The sequence below is a fragment of the Brevibacterium siliguriense genome (genome assembly GCF_900105315.1).
In the GTDB taxonomy this organism is placed as follows: domain Bacteria; phylum Actinomycetota; class Actinomycetes; order Actinomycetales; family Brevibacteriaceae; genus Brevibacterium; species Brevibacterium siliguriense.
In genome coordinates this window covers 2,752,574-2,773,031 of sequence record NZ_LT629766.1, presented here as the reverse complement: position 1 = coordinate 2,773,031, position 20,458 = coordinate 2,752,574, and the positions used below count along the sequence as shown (strand labels likewise).

Below are 20,458 nucleotides of genomic sequence, written 5' to 3'. Positions count from 1 at the left end.
GAGACTCCATGAGTGTTGGGTGCGAATGCGAGAGTGTGGACGGGGTCTGCGGCCAGGTCCGAGCGGACCCCGTGATTCAGGCCACATAGGCCTCGACTAGGCTGGTGGATGTCGAAATGCATACGCGTCGGGACCCGAGTCCCGGCGCGGATATCCGAGGAGGAAATATGGCTGATGCAGTGATCGTCGCCGGAGCGCGCACACCGTTCGGGCGACTGCAGGGAGAGCTGTCGAAACTCAGTGCCGTCGAGCTCGGCGCCGAAGCCATCACCGGCGCACTCGATCGTGCCGGTATTCAGGGCTCCGACGTCGACTACGTCATCATGGGCCAGGTTCTGCAGGCCGGAAACAGCCAGGGCCCAGGCCGACAGGCAGCGGTCAAGGCGGGCATCCCCATGTCCGTCCCGGCTGTGTCGGTCAACAAGCTGTGCCTGTCGGGAATCAACACGATCACCCAAGCCGCTCAGCTGATCCGTGCCGACGAGTACGACGTCGTCGTGGCGGGCGGTCAGGAATCGATGAGCCAGGCGCCGCACATGCTCATGAAGTCGCGCTCGGGGTACAAGTACGGTGATGTCGTCGCCAAGGACCATATGGACTACGACGGCCTCTGGGATGCATTCACCGATCAGGCCATGGGCGGGCTGACCGAGGCGGCCAACGCCGGTGACCGTGAATTCTCCCGAGCCGAGCAGGACACGTTCTCCGCTCGTTCACACCAGCGAGCCGCGGCTGCGCAGGAATCCGGGGCATTCGAGAACGAGATCGTTCCGGTGACCATCAGTTCGCGCAAGGGCGATGTCACAGTGTCCGCCGATGAGGGAGTGCGGCCCGACACGACGGCCGAATCCCTGTCGAAGCTGCGCCCGTCCTTCCGTAAGGACGGAACGATCACCGCCGGCAACGCTTCGCAGATCTCCGACGGAGCCTGCGCCGTCGTCGTCATGTCACGGGAGAAGGCCGAAGAGCTGGGCGCCCCGATCCTCGCCGAGATCCGGTCGCATGCCTGGACCGCCGGACCGGACTCGACCCTCCAGCACCAGCCCTCGCAGGCCATCAAGGCAGCTGCCGAACGAGAAGGCGTTGCGGCCGATTCCTTCGATCTCTATGAGATCAACGAAGCCTTCGCCGCCGTCGGACTGGCCAGCGTCAAGGACCTCGGCATCGACGCCGACAAGGTCAATGTCAACGGAGGAGCCGTCGCCCTGGGACACCCGATCGGCGCCTCGGGAGCTCGGATCGTCCTCACTCTTGCCCTCGAACTCCAGCGCCGAGGCGGCGGCACGGGGATCGCTGCACTCTGCGGCGGGGGTGGGCAGGGTGATTCGCTCATTGTGACAGTGCCTGCTCGGGCCTGAGCGAGGCGTTCGACCCGAGTCAGACAAAGGGGGCGGTGGGGAGCAGATCGGCTCCCCACCGCCCAGGATAGAAGGGACCATCATCATGCTCGCAGCTTTCTCAGTTGCTCCCAGCGGGGGAGAAGGGGCCGACGCATCGGTCCACGACGCCGTGGCAGCGGCTGTCGAGATCGTCCGCAATTCCGGTCTGCCGCACCGGACGGATTCGATGTTCACGACCATTGAAGGCGAATGGGACGAAGTCTTCGCAGTCATCAAGGAAGCCACCGAGGCTGTCGGTGAGTTCGGCACTCGCGTGTCCCTGGTGGTCAAAGCCGATATCAGGCCAGGCTACAGCGGTGAGATCGACGGCAAACTCGCGCGCCTGGAGAAGGCGATCGACGCACGCGGCGAAGCCTGAGACGAATTCTTCTGAAATTCCTAGTGACGTGAGTCTCATCTGGCGTTAGTCTTTCTCCATCGGATGCATCGATAGAAGGAGATGGACAATGAACGGTGCAAAGCTCTTCTCTGTCGCCACGGCACTCACGCTTGTCGCGTTGCTGGGCTTCATGCTCGCAGGATTCTTCCCGATCATCGTCGACTTCGCCTTCGGCATCGAAGCCGTGGCAGTCATCCTCGCGATGACGGGGCTGATAGCGGTGTCTTTCGTGACAGTGCGCAAGTCGATGGAGAACGCAGCCCGGCACTTCTGAGAACCTCCTGCCGAGCTCTTCCGGCAGCAATACGGTCCTGGCTCGACGCGGCTGAGACAGTCTGTGTCGAACCAGGGCCGCTTTCTGTTCTCATCCGGGCATCGGTTAGGATATTTGAGCCTCCGTAGCTCAGTCGGATAGAGCAACCGCCTTCTAAGCGGTAGGTCGCGGGTTCGAGCCCCGCCGGGGGCGCTTCTCATGCCCGCATCCACCGATCGGGCGAGTCCGACCGATGACCGGCGGTGCCGAGCAATTCCGCGCCGATACGGCGTGGCAGTTGGTGCCGAGCTGGGAAAACATAGAGAGTGGAGGCGTGATGACTGAGAGCAAGACCGCCGTGACGCCGCCGGTCGGCCAAGCGTTGAACGATATCGTCAAGCGAGTCTCGGAGACGCGCTTCATCCTGCGCAGCGAAGACTTCGCCGACGCTCGGACAGCACACTCGACACTGACCGCGGAACTCAACGACTATGTGCTGCCGCGGATCAACCGCTCGCGGACTCCGTTCCTCATCGCGGTGGGCGGATCGACCGGTGCGGGCAAATCGACACTGGTCAACTCCCTCGTGGGTCGCGATGTCAGCCCCGCCGGAGTGCGTCGGCCCACTACGGGCAACCCGGTCGTCATCTTCAACCCCGCCGATGCCAAGTTCTTCGAGTCGGAGCACTATCTGCCCGATCTGCCGCGCAGCTCCGACCCGCAGTCGAGCATGCCCGGAGTCGTCTTCATCGCCGATGAGAACATCGAATCGGGCACGGCCATCCTCGACTGCCCCGATATCGACTCCATCTCGGAGACCAACCGCGCTCTCTCCCGCAGGGTGCTGCTCAGCGCCGATCTGTGGCTCTTCGTGACGACAGCGAATCGGTATGCCGATGCCGCGCCGTGGGCTCTTCTGAAGACAGCCGCTGCACGCAGCACTTCGGTGGCCATAGTCCTCGACCGGGTTCCGCCTGAAGCAAACCGCGAAGTCAGGCATCATCTGTCGAGCCTGCTCTCCGAAGCGGGCCTTGCGAACTCACCGATCTTCTCCGTCGCCGAACTCGAACTCGAAGACGGACTGCTCCCGCACGCTGCGATCTATCCGATCCGCTCCTGGATCTCTCAGGTCGGCACGGAAGGCACCTCCCTCGAACGCATCCGAAACCGCACGCTCACCGGCGCGATCGCGGCCCTGCCGGCGCGGGTCAGCGAACTCGCCGACTTCGCCGATAATCAGGAACAGGCCCACATTACGCTGGCCGGTTCATTGGAGAAGAACTTCCGTTCCGCTCAGTCCGGACTCGCAGAGGTCTTCTCCGACGGGCGGGTCCTGCACGGAGAGGTCAATGCCCGCTGGCAGGACTTCGTCGGCACCGGACAGCTGTTTCGCGGCCTGGAGCCGACGATGGCTCGAATGCGCGATCGCATCTCCGCGGCCGTGACGGGCAAACATGACGCTGCCACACCGTTGCACGTGGCCATTCTGCGCAGCGCGGCCGTCTCCCTGCGCGAACAGGCCATCGACGTCGTCGATGAAGTCAACGCCGAGTGGCGCAATACAGCGGCCGGTGCAGCCCTCATCGAAGATCAGCCTGAGCTCCGCACCGTCGGGGCAGGGCTCGAAGACGCAGTGAAGTCGGCCGTGGGCACCTGGTCCGACGAAGTCAACGCGCTCGTGCGCGACATCGGTCAGGGTAAGAAATCCAAGGCCCGCATACTCTCGTTCGGCGTTGCCGGCGTCTGCGCCGTCATCGAATACGCGGCTTTCTGGGATCCGCAGCACACCCGTGATGCTGGACAGAGCACCCGACAGGGAGCCGGTGTCGCACTCAACCTTGCGGAGACGATCTTCGGAGCGGACGAGGCCGCCGGGCTCATCGCATCGATTCGCCAGCGCTTCCTCGACGCCGCTGCGGCAATCGTGGCTGACTGCCGCACTCCCTTCGACAACGCACTGAGACTATCCGCGGTACCGGCGCGGCAAGCGGGCGCCCTGCGCGCCTCCGGTGAACGACTTGAGGTGGCATTGTGAACAGTTCTGCACACACCGAGATCCGGAACTTGGCTGAAGGCATCCGGCATGCGCTGTCACTGAGCGACGACAAACTCGCCGGTGACGTCCGCACCGATGCGCAGAATCTGCTGGATCGGGCAGAGGATCGCCTGGGCCTGGGTGAGGACTTCACCGTTGTGGCATTCGCCGGCTCCACCGGTTCAGGCAAGTCCTCACTGTTCAACGCGGTTGCCGGTCTCGAGATCGCCCGTGTGGGCGTACGTCGACCGACGACTTCACGACCGACGGCATGCGTCTGGGGCGAGGGCGGAGACGACGTCCTCGACTGGCTGCACGTACCCGAACGCAGCCGCACCTGGCGCGAATCGGCCCTCGACGGTGACGACCAGAGGCGTCTGCACGGACTGATCCTTCTCGACCTGCCCGACCACGATTCCACGGCGGTTGAACACCGTATCGAATCGGATCGACTGGTGGGACTCGTCGATGTCGTATTCTGGGTCGTCGACCCTCAGAAATATGCCGACTTCTCGCTGCATTCCGAGTATCTGACGAAACTCGCCGAAAACAGCGCGAACATGGTCGTCGTTCTCAATCAGATCGACAAACTCAGCCCGGAGGAGCAGAAGGCCGCAGCCGATCATCTCCGTCAGCTGCTCAACGAGGATGGACTGAGCGAGACGAACGTGCGTATCTCCTCGGCAACGACACGCGAAGGCATCCCGGAGATCCGCAGCATCCTCGCCGACACCGTCGATTCGAACGACGCCGCAGCCGAAAGGCTCCTGGCAGACATGCAGGCGATGGCCAAGCGGATCCGCAAGGAGCTCGGAGAGCCGGTTTCCTCCCCGGACGAACTCGCGGGCGCATCGCGGTTGGTCGAGACGATGGCGGAAGCCGCCGGTGTCGAAGCCGTGGCGCAGACTGTGCACGACGACTACATCCGCCGGGCCTATCGCAAGACCGGGTATCCCGTTCTCGCGTGGGCACAGCGCAATGCGCCCGATCCCTTGGGCGCGAAACACGGACAAGACCGGGACGAACTTGTCCGCGCCTCGGTGCCGGCGACGACGAAGGCCCAAAGCTCCCACGTACGTCTCATGGCTCATGAACTTATCGCCGAATCCGTATCGACAATGCCACAGGCATGGCAGAACGAAGCTGCGGAGGCAGAGAAGAAGAGCACGGACGAACTGTCCGAGAACCTCGACTCGGCCGTCACAGCTGTGGAGATCACTCGCCAGAGCCCCGGCTGGTGGTCGCTGGCACACACACTGCAGATCGTCTTCTTCGTTGCCTCGATCGTCGGTCTCCTCGGCATCATCGCCTCCGCGCTCGTCGCTGCGATCGGTTCGGGCGCCCTGCCGACATGGTGCTGGATCGTCAGCATCGGACTGTTCGTGGTCGGCGTGATCGGTTCGTTTGTGACTTCGCTGATGGCGAAGTCGGGGCGGGCCAAAGGTGCCAAGGAGGCGGCCGCCGAGGTCGATAGCAGGCTGCGAGACGCGGTCGGCCGCGTCGCCCAGAGTTCGTACCTCAATCCGGTGAAGAACGTCATCGGAGAGCACCGACGGGCCTACGAGCTGCTCGGCTGAAGCTCATACGCGTCGCTCCGACTCGAACACACCCTTGAGTGCTACTCGGACCGTGATGCCCTGTGGACGGAGAACCGCTGTCCACAGGGCATCAGGCGTCTCTAGACGCAGGGCCGAAGGATCGGGCTGACTGGAGGTCCATGCGGACGCAGATGACCGCATGGTTCCATCACACCGATTTGGAGACACCGATGTCCGCAATCCCGATCACCGTCACCGGTACCATCGCCACAGAGCCGAGCGCGCGCACGCTGCCGTCCGGACGAGCCTGCGCCTCGTTCAGGCTCGCTGTGAATCATTGGAGAGTCGACAAGAACACAGGCGAGTTCGTCACAGACGGCACCTCGTGGTTCGGCGTCGACTGCTACGGCGAATTGGCGAGCAACTCTGCGATGTCACTGAGCACCGGAGCCGCGGTGATAGTGTCAGGCAGTCTGAGAAACCGCGAATGGACCACCGAGGAGCGAAGCGGAATCTCGCCGACGGTGATCGCGGAGCATATCGGCCCTGATCTGCGATACGGAACCGCTCACTACAAGCGAGCCAAGGCATCCGAGCGCTCACAGTCAGTCTCCGGACAGGCGAATACCGAGTCATCTGGATCGAATGACACAGTCTGGGACGTCTTGAGCCCCGTCGAATCATCACCGGGAGCCGGCGATGGTGAGGGAGACGCTGAGGTGTCGCGGTCAGCTGCGACAGGAGCTGACAGCGCGGCATACACATATTCGGACGACGAGCAAACTACCGAATCCGGAGGCAGCGCCGATCGTGACAGCAACGTCGATTCCGGGATCAGCGTCGGAACCGGCAGCGACGCCGACGGCGCAGAGGATCCGATCGCACGTGAGACAGCGAAAGCCGCAGCGCCGTTCTGAAAGCGTCGATTCCTTGTCTGCAGGCCGCCTGGTTGCCGCGCCCGACACGTGTGATCCGCTAGAGTTAGACTGTCAATCGTCCCCTTTCGCCGAGGTTGTAGATGCGTCTCGTTCCTGTGCTGGGTGCTGCAGCACTGACTCTGGCATTGTCGGGCTGTTCACTTCTCGGCTTCGGTGCCGATGACTCTCAGCCCGAGCCCAAGCAGACCCAGGCGAAGCCCGTCGCCGAAGTCGACAAGGTGCTCAAGGCACTCAAACCGCTGACCGGAGACAAAGAGTCGGTGCCGTCGACGAAGAAGTTCTTCTCAACGATGGTCGACGCCGGATATGATCCCGAGCAGCTCGAGGCGACGATCGACGAATCGCCGCTGGGCAATGAGGTCCCTTCGAAGATGTTCGGGGTCAAGACCGACAAAGGCTGCGTCGTCGGAGAGATCCGGAAGGGGAAAGCCGCTGCCGACCTCGTAGAGCCCACGGAGTCGACGGGCTCCTGTCTGTTCGGCGAGGTCGAACGGCCGAAGGGCGTCAAAGCCCCTAAGGGCGAGAAGCGCGACGAAGACGGCGACTCGAACGGTGCCGGCCACATGCCCGGTGAGGACATCAACGGCAAAGACGGTGAGACTGAGAGCCCCACGCCGAGTGAAGCCGACTCCGAATCTTCTAGCATCGGGGAAGCGGAAGGTTCTGCGAGCTCGGAAGGAGCCGAAGGCACCGACAGTTCTGAGGGCACCGCGGGCACATCCGGGGAGACTTCGAGCGAAGGCGGATCCGGCGCGACCTCGAGTGAGGCCGACACGTCAGATGAAGCCCCGTCACTCGGCGGCGGCTGAGTCATCTTCCGCGGAGGACGACTCAGACGCCTCAGCGTATCCTCGGCGACCCCGAAGGGTGCCGGGCGTCAAGTAGCGCTGGAGTGCGCCGAACCGATAGCCTGAGTGCACTATGGCCGAATTCATCTACACCATGCACAAGGCGCGCAAAGCGCACGGTGACAAAGTCATCCTCGACGATGTATCGATGTCGTTCTACCCCGGAGCGAAGATCGGTATGGTCGGCCCCAACGGCGCCGGCAAATCAACGATTCTGAAGATCATGGCGGGAATCGAGCAGCCCTCAAACGGCGAAGCTCGACTCAGCCCCGGGTACTCTGTGGGCATCCTCATGCAGGAACCGCCCCTGAACGAAGAGAAGACCGTGCTCGGCAACGTCGAAGAAGGCGTCGGCGAGATCAAGGCGAAGCTCGACCGCTTCAATGCCATCTCCGAGGAGATGGCGAACCCCGATGCGGACTTCGACGCCCTGATGGACGAAATGGGCAAGCTGCAGGAGGCCATCGACGCCGCCGACGCCTGGGATCTCGACTCCCAGCTCGAGCAGGCGATGGATGCGCTGCGTTGCCCGCCGCCGGACGCGGACGTCTCCGTGCTCTCCGGTGGTGAACGTCGCCGCGTGGCGCTGTGCAAGCTTCTGCTCGAGAAGCCCGATCTGCTGCTGCTCGATGAGCCGACCAACCACCTCGACGCGGAATCGGTGCTGTGGCTCGAGCAGCACCTGCAGAGCTACCCCGGCGCAGTCATCGCGATCACGCACGATAGGTACTTCCTCGACCATGTGGCCGAATGGATCGCCGAAGTCGACCGCGGTCACCTCTACCCCTATGAGGGCAACTACTCGACCTACCTCGAGAAGAAGCAGGAACGCCTCCAGGTCCAGGGCAAGAAGGACGCGAAGCTGGCCAAGCGGCTCAAGGACGAACTCGAATGGGTCCGTTCGAACCCCAAGGCGAAGCAGACGAAGTCGAAGGCCCGTCTGGCTCGCTATGAGGAGATGGCAGCCGAAGCAGAGAAGACGCAGAAGCTCGACTTCGAAGAGATCCAGATTCCTGCTGGCCCCCGACTCGGTGATGTCGTAATCGAAGCGGACAAGATCGAAAAGGGCTTCGATGGGCGGAAACTCATCGATGGTCTGAGCTTCTCCCTGCCGCGCAACGGAATCGTCGGCGTCATCGGACCCAATGGCGTCGGCAAGTCGACGCTGTTCAAGACCATCGTCGGCATGGAAGAGCTCGACGGAGGAAACCTCAAGGTCGGCGACACCGTGAAGATCTCCTATGTGGATCAGTCCCGCGGCGGAATCGACCCGGACAAGAACCTCTGGGAAGTCGTCTCCGACGGACTCGACTTCATCCAGGTCGGCAAGGTTGAGATGCCCTCCCGTGCCTATGTCTCGGCGTTCGGATTCAAGGGCCCGGATCAGCAGAAGAAAGCCGGAGTGCTCTCCGGCGGCGAACGCAACCGCCTCAACCTTGCGCTCACGCTCAAGCAGGGTGGAAACCTGCTGCTGCTCGATGAGCCGACGAACGACCTCGACGTCGAGACCCTCGGCTCCCTGGAGAACGCTCTGCTCGAGTTCCCCGGATGTGCCGTGGTCGTCTCGCACGATCGTTGGTTCCTGGACCGTGTGGCCACGCACATCCTCGCTTGGGAAGGCACCGAGGAGAACCCGGCGAATTGGTACTGGTTCGAAGGCAACTTCGAGGCCTACGAGAAGAACAAGGTCGAACGACTCGGCGAAGACGCGGCCCGTCCGCATCGAGTCACACACCGTCGACTCACCCGAGACTGATCTCAGTCCGGTCTGAGCCGATTCGGTTCTGACTCCACGTTCCCAAAACTGATGCCCCGGTCATGTCGACCGGGGCATCACTGTGTCCATGGTGATTCGAAGGTTCAAGCGCTGTGTCCGCTGTCGGCCGCTCAGGCTCAACGGGCCGCTCCGGCGCGATTGTGCGATCGAACGGGGGAGTCAGTCCTTTGAGCAGCTGGTGAGGCCGCCGAGTCTCGCGATCCCATTGAACAGGAGACGCACGAGGATCGTGCCGATGATTCCACACACGATGGCCAGCAGCCCGCAGACCGCCACATGCAGATCGGTGCGTCCTATGAAAGCCACGAGAGCAAGAAGTCCGATGACGAGGAACAGCGCCAGGCTCACCAGGCGGCTGAGGATGTCGCCGATGATATCCATCATCGTCGGGGCCTTATGCGTCACTGAACCTCCTTGACCCGGACCATACCTTCTTGGGCCACAGTAGCCAGCAGGGTCCCGTCCTGAGCGAAGATGCGCCCGTAGCCGAGCCCACGGCCGCCCTGCGCCGCAGGGGATTCCTGCACATAGAGCATCCACTCGTCGACGCGCACGCGGTGGTGCCACCACATGGCATGGTCGAGGCTGGCCACGCGCAGACCCGGTGTACGCCAGGTCAGTTCGTGGTGGCGCAGCACCGGTTCGAGCAGATTGAAGTCACTGGCGTAGGCCAGAGCAGCGGCGTTGAGTACGGGATCGTCGCCGAACGTCGCGCTGGCACGGAACCAGGAATGCTGCTCGGTGATGGAGGAGTCGGAGACGCCGGACGTGTGCAGCGACGGCTCGACAGGCCGGACCTCGAAAGGACGCTTCTTCAGCCAATCGCTGACGAGCGGAGAATCCTCGTCGGCGATGTAGTCGAGCAGCTCCGGGCAGTCCTCGGGCGCCGGCAGATCGGTCGGCATCTGCTCGGCATGGTTGAGCCCGGGCTGATCGTCTTGGAAGGAAGCGCTCAGCGACAGTATCGGCGCTCCCTTCTGATAGGCATGAACTCGACGGGCAGAGAACGAACGGCCGTCGCGCAGCCGCTCGACTCCGAACTCGATGGGTTCGCTGACATCGCCGGCCCGCAGGAAGTACCCATGGAGCGAATGGATCAGCCGGTCGCTGGAAAGAGTGGCCGCAGCCGCTACGACACACTGCGCGAGCACCTGTCCGCCGAAGACCCGACCGTCAGGCTTGTATTGGCTGTGTCCGATGAAGAAATCCGTTTCGCTGGAAGCTGCGGTGAACTCGAGCCTGCGCAGATCGAGGATCTCGTGCAACGTCGCTACGTTCGCCTCCGCTGCGGTGGATGCTTCGTCGGTCATGGGCTTCTCCCTCGGATGACTGGGCCAATCGTGCGTACGAGTCACGATCCTATCGCGTGCAGCACGGACCCGATGAAGGTGGCATCATGGGAAGCATGCACTCAGGCGCCACCAACCCCCTTCTCGAAGAATTCACCCGTGTACTTCTGGAACTGAGATGGGGTGATATGGACGCATACGGCCACGTCAACAACGTCACTCAGCTCAAACTCCTGGAAGAGGCACGTGTCCGTGCCCTCGGCTCACCCACCCACAGTTCAGATGCACCGACCACGCCCGGGCAGCATGGAGTGACGGAGACGGTCAGCGGGGTGGAGATGCCGACGGTCTTCGCCGATGCCTCGGCGACGACGGAGCTGCTCGTGGCCTCCCATGCGATCGAATACCGCGCCCCGATTCCCTATCGCACCGGACCCATCGCCGTCGATCTCGTCATCAGCGAGGTCAGCGCCGCCTCGGTGACTGTGGGATACGTCATCTGCGAGCCCGACGGTTCGCGCACATACACGGTCGCCGAGACGATCGTCGTCTTCATCGACATCGCCAGCGGTCGACCACGTCGCCTCAGCGAAGTCGAGACCGAAGCGATGGAATCGGTGCTCGGCACGCCTGTTCCGCTGCGGAGGACCCGCCGATGACGGACCTGCACATCAATGACCCGCTGGCCATGCGGGACCTCTCTGCCTTCGCCTCTTTGGCGCATAGGGCGGATTCCGGCGGAGCGATGCGGCTGCAGGTGGCCTCAGATGTTCTTGTCGCCACCGTGGCTCCGCTGTTTCCGCACGGACTCGGCGACTCGACACCGCTGGTGCTGGCCATGAGGATGCTGCGCTTGGACGATCACGACCTCGACGGCTTCGACGAAGCGGTGCCGCTGTCGAACCTCCTCGACCGCTTCGCACGTGACGAGAACGGAACCACTCTGCCCGTGCCGCCGAACTCCGTGCTCGTGTCGTGGACAGGGATCGCGCCTCCGCGCGGGGCTGGGTCGAACACGATACGATCACGGTCGGAAAACTCCACGAGAACGCCGAGGAGGGGATCGCGGAGATCAGCACCGGTGCGCCCGAGGGATCCGGAGGACACGCTGTCAAAGCTCTGCGCTCCCGGGTGTGGGCACGTGAGATGTCGGGTGAGCAGGGGACCGGGATGCCCGAAGGACTGGCCTTCGCCGCCACAGCTCTTCGCTTCGTCCCACCCGCTGGCCGCGATGATGATCGACAGCTGCGCATCATGGAATCCGGGGGCTGGCTGCGCCTTGTCACCCCGGGCGGTCACCTGCTCACGCGTGTACGGAGCCGGTAACTGTGTCCGGGCCGCTGATCAGCGGATGTTCGGGTTCGTGTTGACCATTGCGGTCGCGGCCCGCTGGAAGTAGTCCCAGAACATCTCGTCGTACAGCGGCGGCAGGCTCACATCGTCGAGAGCTGCACGCATGCAGCGCAGCCAGCGGTCCCGGGCATCGAAATCGATCGGGTAGTCGAAATGCCGCATCCGCAGCCGCGGGTGGCCTCGCTGTTCCTGATAAGTCGACGGCCCGCCGAAGTACTGTTCGAGAAACGTCTGCAGACGGTGCTTCGCTCCCCCAGCTCATGGCCGTCCGGATACATCGCAATGAGCTGCGCATCCGCATCGACGTGCTGGTAGAAAACGTCGACGAGGCGGGTGAAGGTGTCATGTCCGCCGACGGCCTCGAAGATGGAGCCGTCAGTTGTCTGCGTCATCACTCGATCCTTCACTGGGGGAGTCTTCCTGTACGGTGCTGCGGATCTCCTGGTCACTGGGCAGCGGCGAGGGATTCTCGGAGTCCGGGTCGGCTGCGGGAGCCATCGCCTCCTCCTTGGCCGGCAGGGTGCGCAGAACCGTCTCCTGCACCATACCGATCTGACCGCCGCGCTTTGCCAGTTGGGTCATCAGCTCGGCTCGGAAGGCACGCTCGACCATCCACTGCAGGTTCGGTTTGGTCTTCACCATGGTGCGGATGACGCGGTGGGAGCCAGACAGGGACTGGACGCCAGCGATCTCCGGATCTTCGAGCATCGCCTTCGACAGCTCGGGATCCTTCCGCAGGGTTCGCGTGATGTCCTCGGTCATCTCGCGGTATTCGTCCATCGAGGTCCGGTAGTCGATGGGGATATCGAGGACGGCGCGTGCCCAACCCTGGGACAGGTTGCCCACACGCAGGATCTCGCCGTTGCGCACATGCCAGAGGGTGCCGGTGAGGTCACGGATCTGGGTGCGGCGCAGGCCGACGTCCTCGACCTCGCCGACGGCCTCGCCGAGGTCGACTGTGTCACCGATTCCGTACTGGTCTTCGATGACGATGAAGAAGCCCGACAAGTAGTCGCGGACGAGCTCCTGAGCGCCGAAGGCGATGGCGACACCGGCGATTCCCGCAGAAGCGAGGATCGGCGCGATGTTGAAGCTCAGGGCATCGAGGATCATGAGCACCGCGATGACACTGACGAGGATCGTCGTCACCGACGAGAGCATCCGTCCCACGGTCTTCGCCCGCTGGGCACGGCGTTCCTTGATCGTCTGCTCGTCGATCCCGGTACGTTGGGCTTCGAGGGCAGTCGCGGAGAATTTCGTTCGGCCAGCGCTTTCGGCCTTCTCGCTGCCGACGGTGCCCTTGGCGACTGCGGTGGTGAACCGTCGGATGAAGAGCCGGATGACGAGGTTGACGACGATGGCGCCGATGATGATGACGGTGATCTTCAGCGGAGCGCCGAGGAGGAATGCCCCCAATCGAAGTCACTTGCAGACTGAACAGTGGAATCAATTGAATCGGAAGTCATGATCACTCGAGACTAGCTGTGAAGATTCAATGATCCCTTGGAAGCGCTGGACACACGCTGAGCCTGAAGAGCGCGCTTCGCATCGGCGAGGTTCTCCCGCATCAGCCGCACCAGGCCCTTCGGTGCTGAAGGGTGATCGTCGAGCCACCGCGAAGTGGCTTCGACTGTGGCTGAACTCACTGGCGGATAGAGTCGCAGAGTCATCGTCTGTGCCATCTCCAGCGTGCGTGTCTCCCACCAACCGGCGACTCGGGCGAAGTACTCATCGGCGAACGACCTCAGCGGTGCTTCGGCGGCGACGAGGTCCCCGGAGTTCTTCTGCAGACCCGAACCGAATCCCAGGGCGAGTGCTCCCAGCTCGGAGTTGGGAAGATCGACGTCGTCGACGATGCGGATGAAGGTCTGCGACTTCGACGCCGAGGTGGGTCTGGAGGCGCGTGCGGTCGCGGCGTGGCGCACACCGGTGGCGCTGGGATCCTGTCGGCTCATCTGTGCCACGGTCGAATCGTCGACGGCGTTGTTCGCGCACAGCCCGATGATGATCTCCCACGTCAGGTCGGTGTCCAGGGCGATCCCGTAGACGCGTTCCGTCTCGGGCCGCAGCCAGGACTTCAGGCGGTCGAGCTGTTCGGGCGTGGTCGCATGGCGGATGAATCCGCGCACGAATTGGAAGGTCTGATCCGTTCCCTCCTCGATCGTCTCGAGCAGTTCGATGAAACGGTCGGCCACCTCGGCGTGCTTCGTCTCCCGCTCCTGCGGAGGCAGAAAGGAGGCGACGGCGGTATCGAGCTGGCGCATCTGCGTGAGCAGGCCGGAGGAATGGGTGATGGCTGCCAGGTGGGTGAGCACCGTGTTGAGGTAGTCGTGGACGGGGCGTTCACCGTCTCGGACCTCATCCCACAGGGTGGCCAGAACGAGCAGCTGAGTGAGCGAATCATCGAAATCGCCCAGTCGGTGAGCCGCTGTCTCCATGCTGCGTGAGTCGAAGCGGACCTTCGCATAGCTGAGGTCGGCGTCGTTGACCACGATGACATCGGGCAGGGGCAGTCCCTGGGCCTCGGTGACCTCCGCGGATTCGCCGTCGATGTCGAGGGGGAACGAGTGAGTGCGCTGAAGGCGTCCCTGTCCGTTGTCCGAGTAGAAGCCGATGGCCAGCCGGTGCGGTCGCAGCGACGGAGTGGGCTGGCCCGGGATCGACCAGGGCTTCTGAGTCACCTGCAGGGCCGAGATCGTCTGACCGGTCGTCTCCGACGTCTCCGCTGTTGCCTGACCTGACTCTTTGGTGACGACGACTTCGAGGAGGTTGACCCCGGATTCCTCCAGCCACAGCTTCGACCAGCTCTCCAGATCGCGGCCCGAGGTGGCCTCGAGTTCGCTGAGGAGATCGGAGAGTTCGGTGTTCGACCATGCATGCTTGTCGAAGTAGCTCTTGAGGCCGGAGAAGAATTCGTCGCGACCGACCCAGGCGACGAGCTGCTTGAGCACCGAGGCACCCTTCGCGTAGGTGATTCCGTCGAAGTTGACCTCGACATCGGCGAGGTCCTCAATCGGAGCGACGATCGGGTGTGTGCTCGGCAGCTGATCCTGACGGTACGCCCAGGATTTCTCGATTGTGGCGAACGTCGTCCACGCATCGGCGAACTCCGTCGCCTCAGCTGTTGCCAGCGTCGACATGAACTCGGCGAATGATTCGTTGAGCCACAGATCGTTCCACCAGCGCATGGTCACGAGGTCACCGAACCACATATGAGCCAGCTCGTGGAGGACCGTGACCGTCCGGCGCTCGACCAGAGCCTCGGTGGGACGGGAGCGGAACACATAGTTCTCGAGGATCGTCACAGCTCCGGCATTCTCCATCGCGCCGGCGTTGAACTCGGGGACGAAGAGCTGATCGTATTTCTCGAACGGGTAGGAGACGCCGAATTCGCGTTCGAAGAACTCGAAACCGGCCTTCGTGATCCGGAACAGCTTCTCCGCATCGAGGTGCTCGAGCAGCGAGGCACGGCAGTACAGACCTAGGGGCACGACCGACCCGTCGGAGGACGTCAGCTGCGAATGCACGGATTCATAGGGACCGGCGATGATCGCGGTGATGTACGACGAGATCGGCGTGGTGGGAGCGAACTGCCACACGGCCATGCCCGGTTGTGGAGCCTCTCCGAGCTCGGCGAAGGTCTCCTTCGGATCGCTCGGCGTCGGAGTGGGGGAGTTCGAGACGACGGTCCACTTCTCCGGTGCCACGACGGTGAAGGAGTACGGAGACTTGATATCCGGCTGTTCGAAGACGGGGAAGACCCGGCGCGCATCGGGGACCTCGAACTGGGAGTAGAGGTAGACCTCGTCATCGATCGGGTCGACGAAACGGTGCAGGCCCTCACCGGTATTCATATAGGAGAAATGGGCGTCGACGATGAGTTCGTTCTCAGCGGCGAGGCCGGGAAGGGTGATGCGAGCCGGTGCGACCACCTCTGCGAGGTCGAGGTCGGTGCCGTTGAGACGGACGCGCTCGACGCTGGCGGTGATGGCGTCGATGAATGTCGTCGAATCCGCAGCTGCAGTGAAGCGGATGCGTGAGCGGACGCGGAAACTCTCACCAACTCCTGTGAGGATCAGGGTGTGCTCGTAGCTCGAGACGTCCACGTTTGCTGAACGTTCGCGTGCTTCGTCGCGGGTGAGATTGTGTTGCGGCACAGTGAGGTGACCTTCGCTTCGGGAACCGGGTGTACTCGGTCATTCTTTCATGGACATGCGTTCCTGGTGCGATATCGGCAGCACTGATCGGAATTCGACCGCTGTCCCCGCGTTCGGCAGGTATTGGTAGATTGAGCATCGACACCGAGGGCGCCCGACACGGTGCCCGCAACCGGATGAAAGAGGAGAGACAGTGAGCAGAGAAACACTCGACCTGTGGTTCGACACGGCCTGCCCGTGGGCTTGGATGACCTCCCGCTGGGGACTCGAAGTGGCCAAGGTCCGCAACGTCGACGTGAAGTTCCATCCGATGAGCCTGAACTTCCTCAACCGGGACAAGGACATTTCCGAGGACTACCGCGCACTGATGAACCGGGCCCTGGCCCCGATGCGCATCGTGACCGCGGCGATCGCCGAACACGGGGATGACGTCGCCGAGCCGCTCTACACCGCGATCGGCACTCGCATCCACCCGGGCGGAGAGAACGACTTCGAGAAGGCTGTGTCCGAGGCCCTCGCCGAGGTGGGACTGCCTGCCGATCTCATGAAGTACGGCGAGACCGACGACTATGACGCACAGCTTCAGGCTTCTCACGACGAGGCTCTGTCGCTGGTCGGCGACGATGTCGGCACACCGATCTGCCGCGTTGCCGGAACCGCATTCTTCGGTCCTGTCGTCACTCCCGCTCCGAAGGGAGAGGACGCCGGACGGCTCTTCGACGGAGTCCTCGCAGTCGCCTCGACGCCCGGATTCTTCGAACTCAAGCGCACGCGCGACCAGGGCCCGAACTTCGACTGAGACTCAACGGTCCGCACAGTCAGCGGACTCGACCGACCCACGCTCCACACGGAAAGGCAGACATATGAAGGTTCACCTCGGCACCGACCACGCCGGATTCGAATTCAAGGAGGTGCTCAAGTCTCATCTCGAGTCGGCCGGGCACGAAGTCGTCGACCACGGCGCTCATGAATTCGATGCTCTTGATGACTACCCGGCGTTCTGCATCGCTGCGGCACAGGCCGTCGTCGATGATCAGTCCGCTGGAGTTGAAGCGCTCGGCGTCGTGATCGGCGGATCAGGCAACGGCGAGCAGATGGCCGCGAACCTGGTCAAGGGCGCACGCACCGCACTGGCCTGGAACTCGGAGATCTCGAAACTCGCACGTCAGCACAACAACGCTCAGATCGTGGCTGTCGGTGCCCGTCAGCACCCCGAAGCAGAAGCGATCGCCATCGTCGATGCATTCCTGGCCGAGCCCTTCTCCGGCGATGAGCGCCACGAACGACGCATCAAGATCATGGCCGACTTTGAGGAGCAGGGCCAGCAGGCTCTGTGAGAGGGAGAACACTGTGAAGAGGTGGACACTGTGAAGATCCACGGCGCCGTGCTGCGGGAGATGAAGCGGCCGAGGCCCTTCGCCGGTTCGCAGCCGATCTCGATCGAGACTCTCGAGCTCGATGAGCCGGGCCCAGGTGAGGTGCTCATCCGGATGACGGCCGCCGGGGTCTGCCACTCGGATCTCTCCGTCGTTGACGGAAGCCGTCCCCGCCCGCTGCCGATGCTGCTCGGTCATGAAGGGGCGGGAGTCGTCGAGAAGCTCGGCGACGGTGTCGATGACCTCGAGATCGGCCAGCAGGTTGTCACAGTGTTCCTTCCTCGCTGCGGGGAGTGTGCGAACTGCCGAACCGACGGCAAACTGCCCTGCACTCCGGGCAGTGCGACGAACGGTGCCGGAACCCTGCCGTTCGACGGTCATAAGGTGCGTCTCCACGACGACTCCGGCGCCGAGGTGCTCCACCACCTCGGCGCGTCCGTGTTCTCAACTCATGCGGTTCTCAACCGCGCATCCGTCGTTCCCGTCGACGAGGATGTCCCCGCCTCCATCGCCGCTGTGCTCGGCTGCGCCGTGCTCACCGGTGGGGGAGCGGTCCTCAATGCCGGACGTCCCGGGCCGGAAGACGAAGTGATGATCGTAGGCCTCGGCGGGGTGGGAATGGCTGCACTCATCACCGCGCTGTCCATCGAAACTGCCGGAGTCATCGGCGTCGACGCGAACCCGGACAAACTCGTGCGGGCGAAGGAACTCGGTGCCGTCGAAGTCTTCACTCCCGAACAGCTGGGGGAGAGGAAGGCCCCGGTCGTCATCGAGTGCGTGGGGCATCCCCGTGCCTTCGAGACCGCGTTCAGGGCCACCGCCGTCGGCGGGACGACCGTGACTGTGGGACTTCCCGCACCGGATGCGCAGTCGAGCATCACCCCGGTGACCCTGACCGCCGAGGCGCGGACCGTGATCGGCTCATATCTCGGGTCCGCGGTGCCGAGCCGAGACATCCCCGTCTACGCCCGACTGTGGCGGGAGGGCAAACTGCCCGTCGAGGAGCTCATCTCCGACACGATCACACTGAGTGAGCTCAACGAGGCATTCGACGCCCTTTCCGACGGAACGGTCATTCGCCAGGTCATCGACTTCGAGGCGTAAGCAGGTGGCCGTGGTCGATCTGACGTAGGTGGAACGACAAAGCCGCTCGGACCAAGTGGTCCGAGCGGCTGAAGTCTGTCGGGATGACAGGATTTGAACCTGCGACCCTCTGTTCCCAAAACAGATGCGCTACCAAGCTGCGCCACATCCCGCGACGGCTCCTATCTAACCACAGGCGGGTCGGGACTTGCACCTTGCAAATCGAGCAAAGCCGCTAATGCGACGCACCTCACAGTGTGATCCGGCGGGTGACGCAGGTCACCGTATGTCGATTTGGAGGTCGAGGAAGTTCTCGACTATAGTCGAACTCGCAACACGGGGATGTAGCTCAATGGTAGAGCCTCAGTCTTCCAAACTGATGGTGCGGGTTCGATTCCCGTCATCCCCTCCACAAGCCGGTCTGACCCGAAGGTCAGGCCGGCTTTCTCGTGCCCGGACAGGTAGGATCCTCCTCATGACCACCGCCGTTCGGCCGCTGCAGGGCTCGCCCCGCGAGGTGCACGGAGCACCGCGCTGCCCAGCCGACGAGCGATTCTCACCGGTGCCGCCGTCGGGATCGGTGCGATCGGTTTCGGTTCGGCGATCACCGCAGCCCTCGCCGAGGCGGCCCGACCCGACCCGGTCCGCTCCGTCACATCCGCCTACACTTCCTCAGACCTGCGCGAAGCCGTCGATGCCGAAACCGCGCAGAGACTGCCCCGGCAGTCTCGAGTGATGTCGGGCCTCGCCGATCCTGGCCCGGAGCGGAGGCAGCAGGAGTTCCTTGACGCCTGTGAACCCTGGCTCAGGGCACTGCCGGCCGACCGTCGGGATCTGGCGATCTCTGCTCTGCTCGACCTGTGGGTGCTCAGCGACGAACTGCCTGCCACGGTCGCCGGATGGTCCGGCCCGTGGCGGTATGTCTGGCCCCGCGACGCTGCCTTCTCCGCAATCGCTCTGGCTCGAATCGGTCGGCCGGACTTGGCGTGGAGCCAGCTTCTCTTCCTTCAGTCCGCGCAGGCGGTCGACGGCTCATTCGCCGCCCGCGTCGACCCATCATCCGGCATGGCGCCGGATGACCGCGAATCGCAGTTCGACTCCCTCGGTCTCGTCCTCTGGGCGATCTCCGACGTCAATGCGGTATCCGCAGCGACAGCAGGGTCGTTCGACCTCGGTGCCCTTGACGATCTGCTGCGACGGACCACGCGGCGTCTCTTAGACCTCACCGCTCTCGGTCACCGTCTGCCTCCCGTCGGCCCGGACTATTGGGAGGTCGGAGAATCGCAGGTCTCGCTCGGTTTGGCCGGTCCGACCCTGGTCGGGATGAACTCGCTCACAGCACTGACGAAGGCGGATCCGGAACTGTGGGGCCGCCTCGGCGGTGATCCGGAAGCCGTCCGGCGTGCGGCGGATGACTATCGTGCGACGTTCACTCGGACCTTCGAGGCCAATGGGATGCAGCGTTACCCGACCTCGGGCGGGTGCGATTCGGCGATCGCCTACCTGCCCGCCGCCGGACTCGTGCCTAATGCGGCGGACGGGATCTACGCACTCGAACCTGAGCTCCTCGGCGAGGTCTGGAACCGTCTCGAACAGCCGGCAGGAGGGATCAAACCCGGGCATGGGTGGATCATCGACCGCTCCAGCTGGACCCCGTCGACCTCGCTCATGGGACTCGGTTTCGCCCGACTCGGGCAGGTGGAGAAGGCCGAGTCGATCCTCGACTGGCTCTCCGCGCACCGCACCAGCGCCGGTTCGCTGCCGGAGAAGATCAGCGCCGAGGGCGCCCCGGTCTCAGTGGCCCCGCTGTCGTGGACGGCGGCCAACGTCATCATCACCCTCGACGAGCTCTATGTGCACCGCGGTGGAGCGGGTTCGTGAAATCACCCTGTTTCGCGTAACGGGCGGGGTTTCGCGTAACATAGGTGATTGCGTCTTGCGGACGTGCGCGAACTATTCGTGGACTTTCGCTCCCTTAAGGTCACGAGATGACCGATCAGGCTGTGAGATGGCCGTTTGCGGTCACGAACCC

The 20,458-nt window shown here is 63.5% G+C and carries 19 protein-coding genes, 3 tRNA genes and 1 pseudogene; 16 read left to right on the top strand and 7 right to left on the bottom strand.

What is annotated here, in order from left to right:
* Positions 1-167: 167 nt before the first annotated feature.
* From BLU88_RS12360 to ettA, 9 genes are all read left to right on the top strand, one after another.
* On the top strand, positions 168-1,358 hold the full coding sequence (locus BLU88_RS12360) for an acetyl-CoA C-acetyltransferase (RefSeq protein WP_092014321.1): 1,191 nt from the start codon (positions 168-170) through the stop codon (positions 1,356-1,358).
* 85 nt (positions 1,359-1,443) lie between these two features.
* On the top strand, positions 1,444-1,758 hold the full coding sequence (locus BLU88_RS12355; RefSeq protein ID WP_092014318.1) for a thiamine-binding protein: 315 nt from the start codon (positions 1,444-1,446) through the stop codon (positions 1,756-1,758).
* An 88-nt stretch (positions 1,759-1,846) separates the two neighbouring features.
* Complete coding sequence (locus BLU88_RS12350) at positions 1,847-2,053, top strand: hypothetical protein (RefSeq protein WP_092014315.1); 207 nt, start codon at positions 1,847-1,849, stop codon at positions 2,051-2,053.
* Positions 2,054-2,171: 118 nt separating this feature from the next.
* A tRNA-Arg gene (locus BLU88_RS12345) sits at positions 2,172-2,245 on the top strand.
* Between the two features lie 124 nt (positions 2,246-2,369).
* Entirely contained in the window at positions 2,370-4,067 is a 1,698-nt protein-coding gene (locus BLU88_RS12340) for a dynamin family protein (protein ID WP_092014312.1), read from the top strand.
* Positions 4,064-5,644, top strand: coding sequence for a GTPase (locus BLU88_RS12335; RefSeq protein WP_092014308.1), 1,581 nt, complete (start codon positions 4,064-4,066; stop codon positions 5,642-5,644). The genes BLU88_RS12340 and BLU88_RS12335 overlap by 4 nt, the downstream gene beginning before the upstream one ends.
* Positions 5,645-5,835: 191 nt before the next feature.
* Positions 5,836-6,522, top strand: coding sequence for a single-stranded DNA-binding protein (locus BLU88_RS12330; RefSeq protein ID WP_157689091.1), 687 nt, complete (start codon positions 5,836-5,838; stop codon positions 6,520-6,522).
* Positions 6,523-6,623: 101 nt separating this feature from the next.
* Positions 6,624-7,352, top strand: a complete 729-nt coding sequence (locus tag BLU88_RS12325) for a DUF6993 domain-containing protein (protein WP_092014301.1) — start codon at positions 6,624-6,626, stop codon at positions 7,350-7,352.
* Between the two features lie 112 nt (positions 7,353-7,464).
* Positions 7,465-9,147, top strand: a complete 1,683-nt coding sequence (gene ettA / locus BLU88_RS12320) for an energy-dependent translational throttle protein EttA (protein ID WP_092014298.1) — start codon at positions 7,465-7,467, stop codon at positions 9,145-9,147.
* Between the two features lie 180 nt (positions 9,148-9,327).
* On the opposite strand, the gene BLU88_RS12315 is transcribed toward ettA, so the two are convergent.
* Both BLU88_RS12315 and BLU88_RS12310 read right to left on the bottom strand, forming a co-directional pair.
* On the bottom strand, positions 9,328-9,573 hold the full coding sequence (locus tag BLU88_RS12315) for a hypothetical protein (RefSeq protein WP_092014295.1): 246 nt from the start codon (positions 9,571-9,573) through the stop codon (positions 9,328-9,330).
* Positions 9,570-10,478 (bottom strand): acyl-CoA thioesterase, encoded by a 909-nt coding sequence (locus BLU88_RS12310; protein ID WP_092014292.1) that lies wholly within the window; start codon positions 10,476-10,478, stop codon positions 9,570-9,572. The genes BLU88_RS12315 and BLU88_RS12310 overlap by 4 nt, the downstream gene beginning before the upstream one ends.
* Positions 10,479-10,564: 86 nt before the next feature.
* Between BLU88_RS12310 and BLU88_RS12305 the strand changes: the two genes are divergently transcribed.
* Complete coding sequence (locus tag BLU88_RS12305) at positions 10,565-11,116, top strand: acyl-CoA thioesterase (protein ID WP_231939394.1); 552 nt, start codon at positions 10,565-10,567, stop codon at positions 11,114-11,116.
* Between the two features lie 316 nt (positions 11,117-11,432).
* Positions 11,433-11,783 (top strand): hypothetical protein, encoded by a 351-nt coding sequence (locus BLU88_RS18755; RefSeq protein WP_231939393.1) that lies wholly within the window; start codon positions 11,433-11,435, stop codon positions 11,781-11,783.
* A gap of 18 nt (positions 11,784-11,801) precedes the next feature.
* Here the strand turns inward: BLU88_RS18755 and BLU88_RS19050 are convergent, their stop codons facing one another.
* From BLU88_RS19050 to pepN, 4 genes and pseudogenes are all read right to left on the bottom strand, one after another.
* Positions 11,802-12,047 carry a globin domain-containing protein gene (locus BLU88_RS19050; protein ID WP_197678240.1) on the bottom strand — a complete coding sequence of 82 codons (246 nt, stop codon included), beginning with the start codon at positions 12,045-12,047 and terminating at the stop codon, positions 11,802-11,804.
* Positions 12,048-12,127: 80 nt separating this feature from the next.
* A pseudogene (locus tag BLU88_RS19045) lies at positions 12,128-12,202 on the bottom strand (globin); the annotation flags it as partial.
* Positions 12,186-13,226 (bottom strand): mechanosensitive ion channel family protein, encoded by a 1,041-nt coding sequence (locus tag BLU88_RS12290; RefSeq protein WP_157689089.1) that lies wholly within the window; start codon positions 13,224-13,226, stop codon positions 12,186-12,188. The pseudogene BLU88_RS19045 and the gene BLU88_RS12290, both read right to left, overlap by 17 nt.
* Positions 13,227-13,288: 62 nt before the next feature.
* Positions 13,289-15,967 carry an aminopeptidase N gene (pepN, locus tag BLU88_RS12285; RefSeq protein ID WP_092014289.1) on the bottom strand — a complete coding sequence of 893 codons (2,679 nt, stop codon included), beginning with the start codon at positions 15,965-15,967 and terminating at the stop codon, positions 13,289-13,291.
* 193 nt (positions 15,968-16,160) lie between these two features.
* On the opposite strand from pepN, the gene BLU88_RS12280 reads away from it, so the two are divergent.
* From BLU88_RS12280 to BLU88_RS12270, 3 genes are all read left to right on the top strand, one after another.
* The gene (locus BLU88_RS12280; protein ID WP_092014287.1) at positions 16,161-16,766 is read left to right on the top strand and encodes a mycothiol-dependent nitroreductase Rv2466c family protein; all 606 of its coding nucleotides are present in this window, start codon (positions 16,161-16,163) and stop codon (positions 16,764-16,766) included.
* A 64-nt stretch (positions 16,767-16,830) separates the two neighbouring features.
* Entirely contained in the window at positions 16,831-17,304 is a 474-nt protein-coding gene (locus BLU88_RS12275) for a ribose-5-phosphate isomerase (RefSeq protein ID WP_092014284.1), read from the top strand.
* Positions 17,305-17,334: 30 nt separating this feature from the next.
* A complete protein-coding gene (locus BLU88_RS12270) occupies positions 17,335-18,447 on the top strand; it encodes an alcohol dehydrogenase catalytic domain-containing protein (protein WP_092014281.1) in 1,113 nt (370 codons plus the stop codon).
* A gap of 78 nt (positions 18,448-18,525) precedes the next feature.
* Here BLU88_RS12270 and BLU88_RS12265 read toward each other — a convergent pair.
* Positions 18,526-18,599 (bottom strand) — tRNA-Pro (locus BLU88_RS12265).
* A gap of 165 nt (positions 18,600-18,764) precedes the next feature.
* Here BLU88_RS12265 and BLU88_RS12260 point away from each other — a divergent pair.
* Both BLU88_RS12260 and BLU88_RS12255 read left to right on the top strand, forming a co-directional pair.
* A tRNA-Gly gene (locus BLU88_RS12260) sits at positions 18,765-18,838 on the top strand.
* A 323-nt stretch (positions 18,839-19,161) separates the two neighbouring features.
* Positions 19,162-20,307, top strand: a complete 1,146-nt coding sequence (locus BLU88_RS12255) for a glycoside hydrolase family 15 protein (protein WP_092014279.1) — start codon at positions 19,162-19,164, stop codon at positions 20,305-20,307.
* Positions 20,308-20,458 lie beyond the last annotated feature (151 nt).